The 15,453-nt window shown below is 32.7% G+C and carries 17 protein-coding genes; 7 read left to right on the forward strand and 10 right to left on the reverse strand.

Going from position 1 to position 15,453, the window contains the following annotated elements:
• Positions 1-26 precede the first annotated feature (26 nt).
• Positions 27-968 carry an NAD(P)H-dependent flavin oxidoreductase gene (locus tag ACJJVP_RS11190; RefSeq protein ID WP_405413729.1) on the forward strand — a complete coding sequence of 314 codons (942 nt, stop codon included), beginning with the start codon at positions 27-29 and terminating at the stop codon, positions 966-968.
• 118 nt (positions 969-1,086) lie between these two features.
• The gene (locus tag ACJJVP_RS11195) at positions 1,087-2,022 is read left to right on the forward strand and encodes a DUF1080 domain-containing protein (protein ID WP_405413731.1); all 936 of its coding nucleotides are present in this window, start codon (positions 1,087-1,089) and stop codon (positions 2,020-2,022) included.
• 45 nt (positions 2,023-2,067) lie between these two features.
• Here ACJJVP_RS11195 and ACJJVP_RS11200 read toward each other — a convergent pair whose 3' ends face one another.
• Together ACJJVP_RS11200 and ACJJVP_RS11205 are read right to left on the reverse strand one after the other, a co-directional pair.
• Complete coding sequence (locus ACJJVP_RS11200; protein WP_405413734.1) at positions 2,068-2,268, reverse strand: putative signal transducing protein; 201 nt, start codon at positions 2,266-2,268, stop codon at positions 2,068-2,070.
• Positions 2,269-2,329: 61 nt separating this feature from the next.
• Positions 2,330-3,706, reverse strand: coding sequence for an ATP-binding protein (locus tag ACJJVP_RS11205; protein ID WP_405413735.1), 1,377 nt, complete (start codon positions 3,704-3,706; stop codon positions 2,330-2,332).
• Between the two features lie 810 nt (positions 3,707-4,516).
• Between ACJJVP_RS11205 and ACJJVP_RS11210 the strand changes: the two genes are divergently transcribed.
• Positions 4,517-4,993, forward strand: a complete 477-nt coding sequence (locus tag ACJJVP_RS11210) for a hypothetical protein (RefSeq protein ID WP_405413736.1) — start codon at positions 4,517-4,519, stop codon at positions 4,991-4,993.
• Between the two features lies 1 nt (position 4,994).
• On the opposite strand, the gene ACJJVP_RS11215 is transcribed toward ACJJVP_RS11210, so the two are convergent.
• From ACJJVP_RS11215 to ACJJVP_RS11240, 6 genes are all read right to left on the reverse strand, one after another.
• Entirely contained in the window at positions 4,995-6,329 is a 1,335-nt protein-coding gene (locus ACJJVP_RS11215) for a DUF58 domain-containing protein (RefSeq protein ID WP_405413738.1), read from the reverse strand.
• A gap of 5 nt (positions 6,330-6,334) precedes the next feature.
• On the reverse strand, positions 6,335-7,333 hold the full coding sequence (locus ACJJVP_RS11220) for an AAA family ATPase (RefSeq protein WP_405413740.1): 999 nt from the start codon (positions 7,331-7,333) through the stop codon (positions 6,335-6,337).
• Positions 7,323-8,483, reverse strand: coding sequence for a DUF4350 domain-containing protein (locus ACJJVP_RS11225; RefSeq protein ID WP_405413741.1), 1,161 nt, complete (start codon positions 8,481-8,483; stop codon positions 7,323-7,325). The genes ACJJVP_RS11220 and ACJJVP_RS11225 overlap by 11 nt, the downstream gene beginning before the upstream one ends.
• 61 nt (positions 8,484-8,544) lie before the next feature.
• A complete protein-coding gene (locus ACJJVP_RS11230; RefSeq protein WP_157486576.1) occupies positions 8,545-9,267 on the reverse strand; it encodes a DUF4129 domain-containing protein in 723 nt (240 codons plus the stop codon).
• A gap of 1 nt (position 9,268) precedes the next feature.
• Entirely contained in the window at positions 9,269-10,207 is a 939-nt protein-coding gene (locus tag ACJJVP_RS11235) for a hypothetical protein (protein ID WP_405413743.1), read from the reverse strand.
• Positions 10,170-11,156 (reverse strand): stage II sporulation protein M, encoded by a 987-nt coding sequence (locus ACJJVP_RS11240; RefSeq protein WP_405413744.1) that lies wholly within the window; start codon positions 11,154-11,156, stop codon positions 10,170-10,172. Before ACJJVP_RS11240 ends, ACJJVP_RS11235 begins: the two co-directional genes overlap by 38 nt.
• A 33-nt stretch (positions 11,157-11,189) precedes the next feature.
• Between ACJJVP_RS11240 and ACJJVP_RS11245 the strand changes: the two genes are divergently transcribed.
• The gene (locus ACJJVP_RS11245; RefSeq protein WP_405413745.1) at positions 11,190-11,915 is read left to right on the forward strand and encodes an RDD family protein; all 726 of its coding nucleotides are present in this window, start codon (positions 11,190-11,192) and stop codon (positions 11,913-11,915) included.
• A gap of 3 nt (positions 11,916-11,918) precedes the next feature.
• Positions 11,919-12,530, forward strand: coding sequence for a trimeric intracellular cation channel family protein (locus ACJJVP_RS11250; RefSeq protein ID WP_405413746.1), 612 nt, complete (start codon positions 11,919-11,921; stop codon positions 12,528-12,530).
• An 82-nt stretch (positions 12,531-12,612) separates the two neighbouring features.
• Here the strand turns inward: ACJJVP_RS11250 and ACJJVP_RS11255 are convergent, their stop codons facing one another.
• Positions 12,613-13,332, reverse strand: a complete 720-nt coding sequence (locus tag ACJJVP_RS11255; RefSeq protein ID WP_405413747.1) for a peptidylprolyl isomerase — start codon at positions 13,330-13,332, stop codon at positions 12,613-12,615.
• Between ACJJVP_RS11255 and ACJJVP_RS11260 the strand changes: the two genes are divergently transcribed.
• Together ACJJVP_RS11260 and ACJJVP_RS11265 are read left to right on the forward strand one after the other, a co-directional pair.
• On the forward strand, positions 13,331-13,972 hold the full coding sequence (locus ACJJVP_RS11260) for an NUDIX hydrolase (RefSeq protein ID WP_405413748.1): 642 nt from the start codon (positions 13,331-13,333) through the stop codon (positions 13,970-13,972). The two genes, ACJJVP_RS11255 and ACJJVP_RS11260, sit on opposite strands and share 2 nt — an antisense overlap.
• 26 nt (positions 13,973-13,998) lie before the next feature.
• Positions 13,999-14,805, forward strand: coding sequence for a lysophospholipid acyltransferase family protein (locus ACJJVP_RS11265; protein WP_405413750.1), 807 nt, complete (start codon positions 13,999-14,001; stop codon positions 14,803-14,805).
• Here ACJJVP_RS11265 and ACJJVP_RS11270 read toward each other — a convergent pair.
• Complete coding sequence (locus ACJJVP_RS11270; protein ID WP_405413752.1) at positions 14,802-15,452, reverse strand: hypothetical protein; 651 nt, start codon at positions 15,450-15,452, stop codon at positions 14,802-14,804. The genes ACJJVP_RS11265 and ACJJVP_RS11270 overlap by 4 nt on opposite strands.
• Position 15,453: the final 1 nt, after the last annotated feature.

Genomic DNA, 15,453 nt, shown 5'->3' on the forward strand with positions numbered 1-15,453 from the left:
TCGAGATTTTATAATATATCAAATACATGCATAATAGAATTACTGAACTTTTCAATATAGAATTTCCAATTATTCAAGGAGGAATGATTTGGACCAGCGGATGGAGACTAGCCAGTGCTGTATCCAATGCTGGAGGATTGGGAGTTATTGGTGCCGGGAGCATGTACCCTGATGTTTTACGAGAGCATATTAAAAAATGCAAGAAAGCCACCTCAAAACCTTTTGGAGTAAATATCCCTATGTTGTATCCTGATATTGATAAGTTGATGGATATTATCGTTGCCGAGGGTGTAAAAATTGTGTTTACAACAGCAGGAAATCCTAAGACTTGGACCTCCTTTCTAAAAGAAAAAGGAATTACGGTTGTGCATGTGGTCAGTAGCTTGAAATTTGCATTAAAAGCACAGGATGCCGGGGTAGATGCAATTGTAGCGGAAGGATTTGAAGCAGGCGGTCATAATGGTAGAGATGAAACAACAACATTGGTTTTGATTCCTGCAGTGAAAGAAAAAATAACTATTCCTTTAATTGCAGCAGGAGGTATTGCCACTGGTAGGGCCATGTTAGCAGCCATGGTTTTAGGTGCAGACGGAGTGCAAGTGGGTAGTCGATTTGTAGCTAGTGAAGAAGCATCGAATCATATGAATTTCAAAGAGGTAGTAGTCAATTCCAAAGAAGGGGATACGCAGTTGACATTAAAAGAATTAGCTCCTGTTCGTTTAGTTAAAAACAAATTCTATAACGAAGTGCAAAAAGCATATGCTCACGGAGCAACTACCGATGAGTTGAAATCACTCTTAGGTAGAGGTCGTGCTAAAAAAGGTATGTTCTTAGGCGACTTAGAAGATGGCGAACTAGAAATTGGTCAAGCATCAGCTTTAATACACGAAATTAAACCTGCAGGTGAAATTGTAAAACAGTTGATGAGAGAATTTGAAAAGAGGAAAGCAGAACTTTCCTCTTTGTAGATAATCCTAATTTAATATTAGTAAAATTAGATTTTATTTTTTCAATATTTTACAAGTTGTTTAGAATCAATAATTGAAACTTCTTTTATATTTGATTACTTATCAAACCAATAATTATATGAATACTATAAAAACAGCTGCTTTCATTTTTTTGATGGCTTTCAATTTAAACCTACTACAGGCTCAAGAAGGTCATCCGTTAGAAGGAAAATGGAATTTGACAATTGATCAAGAAGGCAAAAAATTACCATCATGGTTAGAAATTAGACATTCTGGTACCAATACTTTGATTGGTAGATTTACGTATGCATTTGGTAGTGCAAGACCAGTTGCTGAGATTGAAAAGCACGGAGAATTATTTTCATTTGAAATTCCGCCACAGTGGGAGCCAGGAGCTGCCAATATGGAATTTGAAGGTAAAAAAGAAGGAGAAGGTTTAACAGGAACCATGATTTATGTAGATGGAAAAACGTATAATTGGACGGCTACAAAATCCCCAAAACTACCGTATTATGACAATGCGAAAGAGGGCAAGACCGTGAAGCTTTTTAATGGTAAAAACTTAAAAGGATGGGAGATGAAACCAGGAAATCAATGGGCGGTTTTAGATGGTATATTGACTAGCTCTAAACCCGGAGTAAACTTAGTGTCAGAAGAAAAATTCAAGGATTTTAAATTACATGTAGAATTTAGATACCCAGAAGGTAGTAACAGCGGTTTGTATTTACGTGGTCGCTACGAAGTTCAAATAGCAGATAATATAGGATTAGAGCCTTCTTCAATTTATTTTGGAGGGATTTATGGTTTGCTAACACCTAACGAAAATGCGGCTAAGAAAGCAGGTGAATGGCAAACGTATGACATTACTTTAATCGGAAGGAGAGTTACCATTGTCGCAAATGGAAAAACTGTAATTTCAAATCAGAATATTGAGGCGATGACAGGTGGCGCTTTAGACAATAATGAAGCTGAAGCAGGACCAATAATGATTCAAGGAGATCATGGTCCAGTCGAATTTAGAAAGTTAGAGATTACACCTTTGACTAAAAATTAGTTTTAAATCATAAAAAAGCCTCTTCTATAGAGGCTTTTTTATTTTTTATGATTTATTAAGTTGGGTCATTAGTGTCAATGCTTTTTCTTCTTCGTCTTTATTAACGAAAATTTCTACTAGCTCAGGCTGGGGAGAACCGAAACCGGCAAGCCGTGCTGATTCTGTCTCATCTTTAAGAATCGGTATTATATCATTTTCTTTTAACTTACTCTTTATTCGAAGTGCTTCTATACTTATTGCCTCCAAAAACTTTTATATAATTTACATTCATTGTTTTCAATTTAATATTATTCTGTTGCTTCGTGTTTTAATTTACACTTTCTAGTTGTTCTTGATTAAAGTTGTTATTGAATGATTTCGTGTTGATAGTAAAATAAAAGGTACTGCCCATATTTACTTCAGACTCTACCCAAATTTTACCTAAATGATGGTCAATTATTTTTTTGCTTCCGTAAAGACCTATGCCTGAGCCCTCATATTTTGTTTGGTTATGTAACTTGTGAAAAGCATTGAAAACATTTCCTAAATGCTCTTTAGGTATTCCAATTCCATTATCGGCAACACTGAATAAGTACTCGCCATTTTTATTTTCGGATGAAATGGTTATTACAGGTTGAACGTTCTGAGCCTTGAATTTTAAAGCATTGTGAATCAAATTTTGAAAAAGCATTCTTATGTCGCTAGGTCTAGCAATCAATATAGGCATCTCACTAATTTTTATTTTTGCATTAGTTTCTTTGATAATTTCAGATAAATCATCACAAACTAATTGTAAAATATCAGCTACGATGACAGTTTCCATACCGCTTGAATTGCCAATTTCAGCATACTTTAAAAGTCCTTCTACTAAATTTGATAATCTTTTTGAACTACCCTGTAAGTGTTTTAAATAACTGCTTAAATTAGTATAATCACTTGATTGATGCTTTTTCTCTATTTCTGTTGCAATGACATTTATATTATTAAGAGGACCTTTTAAATCGTGGGTAACAATAAATGTAAATTCCTCGATATGAGTGTTTTTTAATCTTAATTCATTATTTAGAATAGCAAGTTGATTATTCTGGTTTTTTAAATCGTTTTGGGCATTTTTAAGATTTAACTCACTTTTTTTTAATGCAGTAATATGGTTTTCTAGATCATTTGTATAAGTTCTAGTTTTGTTTTGGTCATACATTCTAAATGTTAAGGAAAGCCATGCTAAACATGCTAGAAAAGCAAAAACTTCGTCAAAAGGTACATCTATAGTACCTAAAATAGGTTCATTGATCGAAATGTAAATTGTGGGTATTATAAATGCTAGAATGTCAAAAACGATTATTATATTTCTTAGTCTAGGGTTTTTACGATAGCCTATAAATGCTAAAAAACCCATGGTAGCAAAAGCAACTGCCTGACCGAAAAAACCTCCAATTAAAAATATAAGAGTCATGAAAATGACCGGTGGAAATAGGGTCATATATATTCGAGTAGTCTTATGAAGTTTTAATCGATTTAAAAGAAACCCCAAAGCAAAACCTATAGCAACTACAAGTGCTAGAATCTGTTCAATGAAAGAGCAGAATAATAACGTATAGATATAAACTGCAAAGGTGAAAATAGAAGAGATAACGGTTATTAAGCCAAATTCATCTAAAAAGTTTATACTTTTTGAATCGCTGTATGAAGAATTCTGTTTAGACAAATTTTATAATTTTTAAAAACCAATTCGATTTATCGTATTGTTCACATGTAAAAAATTCATTAGATAATGAATTATTGCCTTATCTTTAATTTCTAATTTCGGGAAATATGCAGAATACGTTGAGTGCTTAACGAAATCAATATATTACTTAAATATAAGAAAGAGTAAGTTATAAAAAGAAAAAGGCTTCTAATTTTTAGTGTGTTTTTAACATTTATGTAAAGAATTATATTAATGTGCTAGTAACTACCAAAACTAAATTTATGTTTTTTTACTTGTTATGAAGTTAAATTTATTTGATACTTATATTTAGAATTCGTAATGAAATTTTAGTCGTTTATTTTCGACTTCCTTATTTATATTAAAAGAAAAACTATCCTTGTTTATAATTTTATTTTAAAAAAACGCAATTGTAAATCTTTATAGATTTGAACATCTATATTATAATTGATATGCACATACGTTTTAGTATTAATAATAAATAAAAAGTTATTAGGATCAATTAAAGTTACATCGACTAAATCTTATTTAAATAGTCAGTTACCTTTTAATATTATTGTGATGATATTCAATTTAAAAGAGACTCGAACTTGCGAATAAATGACGTTAGTTTAATGTTGTGTTTATTTAAAATTGATTTTTAAGTGCCTATTTTATCATCTTATATTAAGCGAAGTTATACAGTCTATTTTAAATTTTATTAGACTATAAAAATTACCTTTTAAAACCTAAGTTTACCAAGCTATTCATTTAAGTGTAGATATACTTTTATTTTGAAAATAGCGTTATTCAGAAAAATCCCCCTGTGAAATGAAATATATTATTTTTCTATTTCTGTTTTTTACATTTTTTAATTTTTATGGACAAAATGGTACAAGTGCAGATGCTGCCAAACATTTAGGAGCGGGTGTCGTAATTGGCGGCGTTGGCGGCTATGCTGCCAATAAATTATCTAATGGTAATAGAGCTTGGACCTGGACCGGTGCGGTTGGCAGTGCTTTTGCAGCAGGTCTGGCAAAAGAGGCTATCTATGATTCTTCAAGAGGAGCAGATTGGGAAACAAGAGATGTTGTATTTACCACGTTAGGCGGAGTAATATCTGCTTTGGCTTTGGAAGTTTTTACTGGGAGTGGAAGCAATGGTAGAGGAGGTAATAGAAGAGGCAAAAGCTGTGGTTGCCTGGTGGCACAAATAGACCATACTAATCAAATTCAGTTACCCGTATTCGTAGAAAACGGAACTGGTGATATTTCTTCAGAATTACAGGCGGCTTACCTTCTTAGGTAGACTATAAAAGTCCCTTCGCTTTTATTTCTAAGTATTTATTAATTGTATTAATGGTTAAATCTTCAGGTTTAGTTAAAATAGTCTGTATACCATACTTCCTTAGTTCATTTACTACTAATTGTTTTTCGTAGATAAATTTCTCTGCAATAGCCTGTTCGTAAACTTCAAGAGTACTATTTGGTTTCTCTTGTGCAAAAGAAAATAACTCTGTATTCTCAAAGAAAATGACCACCAATAAATGCTGTTTGGCTATTGCTTGTAAATAAGGTAATTGACGATGTAAAGCATCAAGGGTTTCAAAATTAGTGTATAATAATAGCAGGCTTCTTTGAGGTAAATGCCTTTTTGTGTCAATGTACAATCTACTATAATCACTCTCAACAAAATTAGTCTCCAGATTATATAGTGTTTCTAAAATAAGGTTCATTTGAGAACTTCTACGTTCGGCAACGACCCTGTTTTCAATTTTATTGCTAAAAGAAAACATACCCGCTTTATCATTCTTTTTAAGTGCAATATTGCTTATGACCAAAGTGGCGTTGATGGCATAATCTAATAAGCTAAGGGACTTAAAAGGTATTTTCATTACTCTACCTTTGTCTATAATAGAATAAATAGGTTGCGATTTTTCGTCTTGAAATTGGTTGACCATTAACTGACCTCTTTTTGCCGTTGCCTTCCAATTTATATTACGAATATCATCGCCTTGTATGTAATCTTTAATTTGTTCAAACTCCATCGTATGGCCAATACGTCGAATTTTTTTAATTCCGAATTCAAATAAGCGATTGCTAAAAGCTAAAAGGTCATATTTACGAAGTTGTAAAAAGGATGGATAAACAGGTACTTCTTTATCTTGGTCAAATGTATATTTCTTGGCCAACAAACCAATGGAGGATGTAGCGAATACGTTTAAATTTCCAAAACTATAGACTCCACGTTCAACAGGTCTTACATTGTAATTATAAAACTTTTGTTCTCCTGATTTTAATACGCTATGAAAATTAAAATCGCGTTTTTGAAATTGGAAAGGAAGTTCATCTATGATGTTTACATGGCTTGTAAATAGGTATTGATTAGTGACCTTGATTTTGATTTTATTTTCATCACCATTAGAAAGTTTGTCAGGTACAATTCTATCGGCAATTATGGTTCCTTTAGATAAAAATAAAAGGATAATGTCTACAATTGTAAGGGCTAAAAATAGATAAAAGAGAAGCTTGGCTACAAAAGATACATTTTCAAAAATATAGGATATTAAAAAGCACAAGATGATTCCTGTTAAAGCCAGAAAGAATCTTTTTTGAAGAAATATATTTTTGAAAACCTTTTTCACGATAATTATCTTGGAATTTCTATAGTTTGAATAAGGTCGCTAATCATCTTCTCAGCAGTATAGCCATCCATTTCCCTTTCAGGGGTCAAGATAATTCTATGACCTAGAATAGGACCTACTACTTTTTTAATATCATCGGGAGTAATAAAATCTCTTCCGTTAATGGCTGCAACGGCTTTAGAAGCATCTAAAATAGCTATTGAAGCTCTTGGCGATGCACCTAAATATAAATTAGCATTTGTTCTAGTATTGTTGACAATAGCGGCAATATACTTTAGTAAGTTGTCTTCAACGATAATATCTTTTATCACTAATTGATAAGCTGCAATCTGTTCGGCTGAAAGAACGGAATCTATTAGTGCTTCAACGTTCGTATTTTTCTGTTGATGTTTGTTTTCAAGTATCTGTATTTCTTCTTCTAAAGTTGGGTAGTGTACATTAATTTTAAATAGAAAACGGTCTAATTGAGCTTCCGGCAGTCTATATGTGCCTTCCTGCTCAACAGGGTTTTGTGTAGCAAAGACTAAAAATGGAGGCTGCATTTCAAATTCATTTCCATCAATAGTAATCTGTCGTTCCGCCATAGCTTCAAAAAGAGCGGCTTGGGTTTTGGCAGGTGCTCGGTTTATCTCATCAATCAGAATAATATTAGAGAATATAGGACCTTTTTTAAATTCAAATTCAGAGGTTTTTACATTAAAAATGGAAGTACCTAAAATATCACTTGGCATTAAATCTGGCGTAAATTGAATTCTACTAAAATCTACGTTCATTGTTTTTGCCAAAAGCTTTGCGGTCACTGTTTTGGCAACACCAGGTACACCTTCAATAAGTGAATGCCCATTTGCCAAAATAGAAACAATCAGTAACTCGATCATGTCTTGTTGACCTATAATTACTTTTCCTAATTCAGATTTAACCTTGGCTACAGATTCTTGTAATTTAGAGAGATCAATGCGCGAATTAAATTCTACGTTGTTTTCATCCTGTGTATTATCTTCCATAAGATTGTTTAAATATATTTATTTTCTGAACTAGGGTTAAAGAATCCTGTTCAGAATGTACCGTTTTGTTTTTTAGACTAAGTATGAGTTCAATTAAAGCTTTTGTTTCTTCTTTAGGTTTACCTGCTTTAGCACTTAATTGGGTTATTAGATTCTCATCTAAAACTGAAGTGTTTAGGTAGTACTTATTTCTAATGTGCGTTAAAAAATAAGTTATCTTTTTATTGTTCAAATTAGTATAATCCCTATGTTGATAATATAGTGACCCAACGGTTTTTGCAAATTCTACAGAAGAGTTTTCTAAAGGTTTAATAATAGGTATGATTCGCTGTTCTCTTTTTGCTTTAAAGATTACAAAAAGCAGCAGACCTATAACGAGTAAGTAATAACTCCATTTTAAGGCAGGCTGGTTTAATATAAACCGCATAGGTGAAGTAATAACTTTTCTGCCAGATTTTTTGTAATCGTCCCAATACAAAAGTTGGTCGTTTAGGTAGGAAAAACTTTGAACACTGTAGTTACTATTATCACCCAAAACGTAATAATTGGTATAGGCAACTGGTAAGGTGTTTATCAAGAAATTTCCCTTACCAAAAGTTGTTTTAATAAAGTTGGGTTTAACTTTAATTTCATCTTCATTATTTTCTAAAAAGGTAGAAGACTTGAACTGTAGGTGTCCTAGAATTTCTGTTTTTAAGGTATCTACACTTGCAAAATAACTAGGGTCAACACCTCTTGTAAAATAGAAATGTTCTTGTTCAAAATTTTGATTGGTAAACGAAGCTTTTACAGAATCTTCTTGAATGTCATATTGTTGTCTGATTTCAATATTTAATGTATCAGCTAATTGACCTGTAAGATTGTTGCTAGCTATAAAAACTTGATTGCCGTCAGCTACATATTTTAAAACTTGATTAGTCTCTTGCTCATCTAAATAGACAAAATCGTTGATGATTAAATAATTGGAGCGTATGGAGCTATCTCGTTGAATTAGAATATCGTACATGCTATTTTCGACAGATTCAATTTCGTTGTTCGAAAATATGTTCGGTAGTTCGTTAAACAGAACAAAACAGCCAAACGGAATTTTAGAAACCGATGTGTAAGACGGTCTCCAATTTATGGGTCTAGGACGCACAATTTCTGTCACGATGATACCAATTAGCACCACAATCAAAAGCCCAAGTATTATTTTAGAACGCTTACCCAAGTTATGTTTGAATTTGTTTGTTGATCGATTCAAAATCCAAAACCGATTTCGTGTATTTATTATTATCTATAGTTTGCTCACCATACCATATGTAATCGTATAGGTATGCTATTTGCTTAAACCCCTTTTGTATTTCTGGCTGTTCTATTTCAGAAAGGTAGTCAGAGTTTGTTTTGTCAAAATGCCATTCTATAATATCACTTTTAGATAACTTTTGTAATGTAAGTAGGAACTGGTAGCGTATAGCCAGTCTATAATCCTTGTTCTCAATAGCTGTGTTCAGTAACTTATTAATGTCAATACCCTCTATATGCTCTTCTGTTAAGTTGATGTCGTTAATGGTCTTTGCTTTTTTCTGAAAAAGTGAATTAAAATTTTCGTTAATCAGCACCTTAACGATAAGGTAAATAGCAAGAATTACCAGTAAAAAGTAAATGAGATATTCAATGATTTGTAATACTTGCGGGGAAATGTTAATACCGAAAATATTACTCAATCCTTGTCCCACCCAATTTATGAATCGCGCCAGCAGGTTTTGAGATTCTCCTGTTTTAAATGTATAGTTAAACTCATCACCAGTATATTTTTTTGACAAATCTTCTTTATTGGTCCTAATGTTCAATATTGACGAAGAATCAATTTTTATGATACTATCATTTGAACCCTGTGCAAATGTGCAGAGAATGGTTAATTGGAAGAATGTGATTAGAAAAATATACTTCAATTTAATCGTTTTGACCTATTTGTTCTATAGTAGCTCTAGTATTTTCATTGTATGTTTTTTCATAAAGGGCATAATATAAAACACCATTTACAAATTGACTAAGGCATTGACCGTACACCGCAATTATTAGTACAATACACGTGCCTAAGGTGTATACAATTGTAGAAACTATGGAATGTGAATAGTCTACGTTATTTTCAACAACATGAAAGGTATAAATACCTATGATAATGCCAGGTACTATTAAAGCGATCATTAGTAAAATACCTAATAAGAGACCTAAGATAAAGTTGACACCTACAGATTTCCAGAAGTTAGTGGTTACTAATTTCCAACCTTCACCTAAAGCTTCTGTTACTCCTTTTTTCTTTTGTAGCATGTCAAAAAAAGAAACACCTACCCAGGCGGTTAAAAAGAATTGAACTATATATTGCCCAATAAACCCCACAATTGGGATTATAGCCAAAATAATGGCGGCAATGAGAAACACAAAATAAATAGGAATAAGTAATAATACGAATAAAAAGATATTTCCAAATTGACTTTTTGCCAATTGCCAAACCACTTTTTTATCAACGTTTTTATCCCTAGTCTCAACGTATTTAATCATGTAACTAGTAGATAACGAATAATTCAAGAAAGCGACACCTAAAAAAATGATTACGAATAAAAAGCCGCCAATACCTAAGTAGATAAAATAGTCTTGTTCAAACTCCGTACCGTTGGCAAAAGAATTACTGCTAGATTCTTGTGCGATCATCCCTAAAAAGCCAGATACCAATAGGTAACTTGTAATTAAAAGACCTATTAAAAAAACACCATTGTAGCTTATAAAAACATTTGTAAAGTTTTTAATATTTTGTTTGAAAAAGTCGAAATAAACGGATACGATTCCGCCAAAATCACGGTTTACCCGTAACGGTATGTAATTGTCTTTCATGTTGGTTGTTGAGTATGATCGGGTATGCTATATAATAAAATATGATTAAAAATAAAGACGCGCCTATAATAAAAAATGCCAACCAATTTGGCATACCAGTATATCGTGTAATAAAACCTTCTATAAAGCCGGCAATGATAAAAAACGGAATAGTGCTGACAACAACTTTTAGTCCATCTTTTGCACCTTTCATAAAGGAAACACGTCTAGAATACGTTTTAGGAAATAGTATGCTATTGCCCATTATTAAGCCAGCGCACCCCGCAATGATAATAACTGAAATTTCTATGGTACCATGTAGCCATATTTGTTTATTAGCTTCAAAGAAAACCCCTTTTGTATAAAAGAAGGTGATGAATGCACCAAGCATTACGCCGTTACTGAAAAGAATATAGCCAGTACCAATACTAGTAATTACACCAAAAGCAAAGGCAAGAAATGCAACTCTTAGATTGTTGATAGTAATACCTAAAAATGAGCCAATTTCACTACCTCCTTTATAGATAGCTGCAGGATCGCCGTTGGCAATATTATTTAGGGTTTCGTTTACGTATGCATCACCTAAAATTAAACGAACAAAGCTAGCGTCGTTCAAAGCAGATAATGAACCAATGGCAGAAGCTATTATAAATATTAAAAAAGCGATACCTAATGTGTAATGATATTGCTTGAAAAAAAGTGGGAATTCATAAAGCCAAAAGCTAAGAATTCGGTTTTTGTTTTCTTTTTTATTCTTATATATTTTTTGGTGAGCCTGAGAAGCTAATTCGTTTAAATACAATAAAGTCTTACTTTCTGCGTAATACGTTTGCGCGTAGGCTAAATCATTAGTAAGTTGAATGTAGCCATTGGCAAGTTCATCTGGGTTTGAGGTAGCACCAAGGTTTATAGCATTTTCAAATGCTATCCATTTTTCCTTATTTTGCTTTACAAAAGCAGCTTCGCGCATAAACTATATTTACCTTGTTAAATTTAAGACTTAATGAATAACCTTCAAATCAATACAACGCAAAATGTTAACCTTAATTATACTATTGTTGGTATTGGTGAGCGAATTGTGGCATTTTTTATAGATGCATTTATATTATATCTCTATTATATTCTGGTCGATTTAATTGGCGATGCAGTGGGTTATGTTTATAATGATGGATGGACACAGAGAGGTATTGTGGGCTTAATTTCTTTACCAGCAATGTTTTACAGTTTATTGATGCATATTATATTTAATGGAAGAACTGTTGGGAAAATGATTATGAAGATGCGGGTAGTGTCAGTTGATGGCTCGCCGGTAAACTGGAGCAATTACTTAATTCGTTGGATGCTTCGTTTGGTTGATATTTGGATTTTTGTAGGCTCTATAGGTATACTTTCTATTTTATTTTCAGAAAAAAGACAACGCTTGGGTGATGCCGCAGCTGGTACTGTGGTGATAAGTGCTAAGAACAAAACAAAAGTTTCTCATACCATTTTAGAAGAAGTAGAGGATACGTATGTGCCCACATTTGTAAACGTTACCATGTTGACCGATAAAGATGTAAGACTGATCAAAGAAACCTTTGGTATAGCTAAAAAAAGTAATGATTTTAAAACACTGAAAGCACTTAGAGATAAAGTAGATAGTATATTGCAGACCAATTCAGAATTGTATGATATTCCATATTTGGATACCGTGCTAAAAGATTATAATTACTTTACCCAAAAGATATAATCAATGTTTTATTCTATCATTGATATTTTAGGAACTATCGCATTTGCCATTTCAGGAGTTTTGGTTGCTATGGATAAAAAGCTAGATGCATTTGGTGTCTTTATAATAGCATTTGTAACAGCCGTTGGTGGTGGTACTTTGCGCGATCTATTAATTGGTATTAGACCTGTAGGTTGGCTGAACGCACCTATGCATTTGCTTATAATCGTAATTACGGTATTACTTGCAATCATTTTTGTTAAGCAATTGAAATATATTAGAAAGTCACTATTTCTTTTTGATACTATAGGTATAGGTTTGTACACAATGGTGGGTATTGAAAAAGGTTTAGCCGCAGATTTACCAACTGTTATGTGTATTGCTTTAGGTACGATCACAGCTTGTTTTGGTGGAGTAATTAGAGATATTCTATGTAATGAAATACCGGTAATATTTAGAAAGGAAATTTATGCAACGGTATGTATTTTGGGTGGATTGGTTTATTTTCTTTTAATTCAATTTCCAATACAAAATACCATAGCCTATTCTATGGCTATTGTAACCATCATCATTATGAGGATATTGGCAGTTCGCTTCAAGATTTCACTGCCCAATATTTATCGAAAAGGAGTGTAAGTTTTTTTTATTTTTTTTTGGAATATTTGACGAAGCCAAATAATTGTATTTCAACCAACAACCAACAACCAACAACCAACAACTACTCTAAAATTTCGGCTTTTTCAATGTAAATGTTCTGTAAAGGCCAATCACCTTTTTCAACCGGTACATTATTAATTTTATCAACCACGTCCATACCTTCTATAACTCTCCCAAATGGAGTGTACTCTTCATCTAAATGATAAGATCCAGGATCGGTTACCACTATAAAAAATTCAAAAGGGCTAGCTAACATATGAGGGTTGTCCATTTCACTACTTGGCATAGAAACAGTACCTCTATGGTGTTTATGACCTTTTCGGGTGTCAGGTGGTAATAAATATCTACCTAAATCATTTCTTTTCTTTCCGGTTCGTTCATCATCGGAGTTGCCACCCTGAATAATGAAATTTTTCACAACTCTATGAAATTGGGTATAATCAAAATAACCTTTTTCAGTCAGATAAATGAAATTAGCCCTATGGTATGGTACGTTCTCAAATAATTCTATGGTAAAGCTACCTAGGTTTGTAGTGATTTTAACTTTATTCGATGTTAATGTTTTTTCGTAGTTGAAAAAGAAATCTATAGCATTGTCTTCGGTAAGTTCAAAAGCTTCTTCTTGCTCGTCTATTATAACTTCTTTTTCTGTAATTTTAGTAGAGTCTAACGCAGTCGGTGACTTAGAAGTTGTATTGTCAACCTTCTTAGGGGTATCTTTGCAGCTAGCAAAAGCTACAATAGCAACGAAAAGGAATATATTGAATTTAAGTGAACGCATGGATTTCAATTTTTTTGAACAACGAATATCAAAAATAAAGGATCTACCGCTACCGGGAGAAGCTTCACAGTACAAAATGGCACCAGAAAGTCGTATTGAAGATTTGCAGCGAATTAACCTTTCAAAGAAGAATCCAAGAAAGGCGGCTGTCATGGCATTGTTTTATCCTACAGAAGTGAAGTCTACCAATCTGCTGTTAATATTACGTAAAACCTATAAGGGTGTACATTCAAATCAAGTAGGTTTTCCCGGTGGAAAATCTGAAAAATCTGATGATGGATTGCTTACAACTGCATTAAGGGAGACATATGAAGAAGTTGGTGTTTCGCCAAAGGATGTTACTTTGGTAAAGGAAATTTCTGAGATTTTTATTCCGCCAAGTAATTTTATAGTACAACCATATATTGGGCTTTATAAAAATCCAAAACCATTTATAAAACAAGATACCGAAGTAGAATTAATACTAGAAGTACCCGTTGTAGATTTTCTTGATGAAGCAAGAGTCGTGCTTAAAAAAATGACAACATCTTACGCCGTAGATGTCGAAGTACCTGCCTTTAAATTAAACGGTTACATTGTTTGGGGAGCAACGGCTATGGTGTTAAATGAGATTAAAGAGTTATTAAAACAGGTGTTATAAGGCATATTTATTTATTTTAGCATTCTATGGGATTATTTGATAAAAACCCTTTTGGGCATAATTTATTTATAAAAAAATGGCTAATACGTATTTTAGCCCTTCTATCGCATCAGCGCTATAAGCGATTTAATACGTTAGAAATAGAAGGTTCTGAGATTATTAGAAACCTACCAGATAGAAATGTACTTTTTGTAAGCAACCACCAAACTTACTTTGCTGATGTGGTAGCTATGTTTCATGTCTTCAATGCTAGTTTAAGTGGAAGGGAAGATTCCATAAAAAATTTAGGTTATATCTGGCAGCCAAAATTGAACATGTATTATGTTGCAGCAGCTGAGACCATGAGAAAAAGTTTATTGACAAAAATAATGGCTTATGCCGGTTCGGTAAGTGTTGAAAGAACATGGCGTTCAGAAGGTAAAGATGTAAAACGACAGGTTAAAATGAGCGATATCTCTAGTATAGGTAAAGCTTTGAACGATGGTTGGGTAATTACTTTTCCTCAAGGTACAACGACACCGTGGAAACCTTTGAGAAAAGGAACTGCGCATATAATTAAAAAATACAAGCCGGTTGTAGTTCCAGTGGTTATCGATGGATTTAGACGTTCTTTTGATAAGAAAGGACTTCGTGTGAAGAAAAAAGGAATTCTTCAATCAATGGTCATAAAAGAGCCATTACAAATAGACTATGATAATGAAACTTCTGAGTCTATAATTGAAAAATTAGAATATGCCATAGAGCAGCATCCTTCATTTTTAAAGGTGATTTCTAAAAAAGATTTATTAGCATTTGAAGAAGAGAACAAGCAGCGAAAGTGGAAACAGCCTTAAACCGCCAAATGTTTCAATTCACTATAATTATTCTTTAATTTTCTAAGTAATAGGCCATAAAGTAGAAAGTAAATACCGCCCATAATTAAAGTTAATATTACACCAAAAATACCTATGGATAGCATAACGGTAATCTTTAATTTTTCTGCAGATATGTTTTCTAGACTATCTTTTAATTCAGGGAAGGCTGAGGTTATATCATCGTTTAAATAAACTCCAATGACCATTATGATTATAGTGACCATAATCATAGATAAAGAAAAGATAACATAGTGCTTTACGGTCTTTCTGGTCTTAATTATTTTCTTCATCAAATTTTTAGAATTATCTAAAACCGAAATTTCCTTAAACCTTTTGTAGAATTGGAAGATGAAGTAAAATGCTACCAAATAGGTTAAACCAGATAATACTTTTAAGTATTTGGCAATACCAAAACTTTCATAGATTTCCATACCCTCTTTATAAGAAGGTAAAAGATACAGAAGTTGTGGTAGTGTAAATTCTAGTATACTTATTATAAGTATCCATTTAACGATAGAGGAAGATTTCTTCCATATCATTTTATGTATTTCATCATAGCTCAATTTAGGAACGTTAAATTCCTTTTTCTGCCAGTCTTTTTTCAATAATTCCAGTTCGTCCGTCATA

It is taken from the genome of Maribacter sp. Asnod1-A12 (assembly GCF_045063735.1).
GTDB lineage: Bacteria > Bacteroidota > Bacteroidia > Flavobacteriales > Flavobacteriaceae > Maribacter.

What these genes read in the sequence shown, in the direction of transcription:
- ACJJVP_RS11255 (WP_405413747.1), bottom strand. Translation starts at nt 13,332, where the DNA reads ATGCGTTCACTTAAATTCAATATATTCCTTTTCGTTGCTATTGTAGCT.
- ACJJVP_RS11245 (WP_405413745.1), top strand. Translation starts at nt 11,190, where the DNA reads ATGAATAACCTTCAAATCAATACAACGCAAAATGTTAACCTTAATTAT.
- ACJJVP_RS11240 (WP_405413744.1), bottom strand. Translation starts at nt 11,156, where the DNA reads ATGCGCGAAGCTGCTTTTGTAAAGCAAAATAAGGAAAAATGGATAGCA.
- ACJJVP_RS11195 (WP_405413731.1), top strand. Translation starts at nt 1,087, where the DNA reads ATGAATACTATAAAAACAGCTGCTTTCATTTTTTTGATGGCTTTCAAT.
- ACJJVP_RS11235 (WP_405413743.1), bottom strand. Translation starts at nt 10,207, where the DNA reads ATGAAAGACAATTACATACCGTTACGGGTAAACCGTGATTTTGGCGGA.
- ACJJVP_RS11250 (WP_405413746.1), top strand. Translation starts at nt 11,919, where the DNA reads ATGTTTTATTCTATCATTGATATTTTAGGAACTATCGCATTTGCCATT.
- ACJJVP_RS11265 (WP_405413750.1), top strand. Translation starts at nt 13,999, where the DNA reads ATGGGATTATTTGATAAAAACCCTTTTGGGCATAATTTATTTATAAAA.
- ACJJVP_RS11220 (WP_405413740.1), bottom strand. Translation starts at nt 7,333, where the DNA reads ATGGAAGATAATACACAGGATGAAAACAACGTAGAATTTAATTCGCGC.
- ACJJVP_RS11260 (WP_405413748.1), top strand. Translation starts at nt 13,331, where the DNA reads ATGGATTTCAATTTTTTTGAACAACGAATATCAAAAATAAAGGATCTA.
- ACJJVP_RS11270 (WP_405413752.1), bottom strand. Translation starts at nt 15,452, where the DNA reads ATGACGGACGAACTGGAATTATTGAAAAAAGACTGGCAGAAAAAGGAA.
- ACJJVP_RS11210 (WP_405413736.1), top strand. Translation starts at nt 4,517, where the DNA reads ATGAAATATATTATTTTTCTATTTCTGTTTTTTACATTTTTTAATTTT.
- ACJJVP_RS11190 (WP_405413729.1), top strand. Translation starts at nt 27, where the DNA reads ATGCATAATAGAATTACTGAACTTTTCAATATAGAATTTCCAATTATT.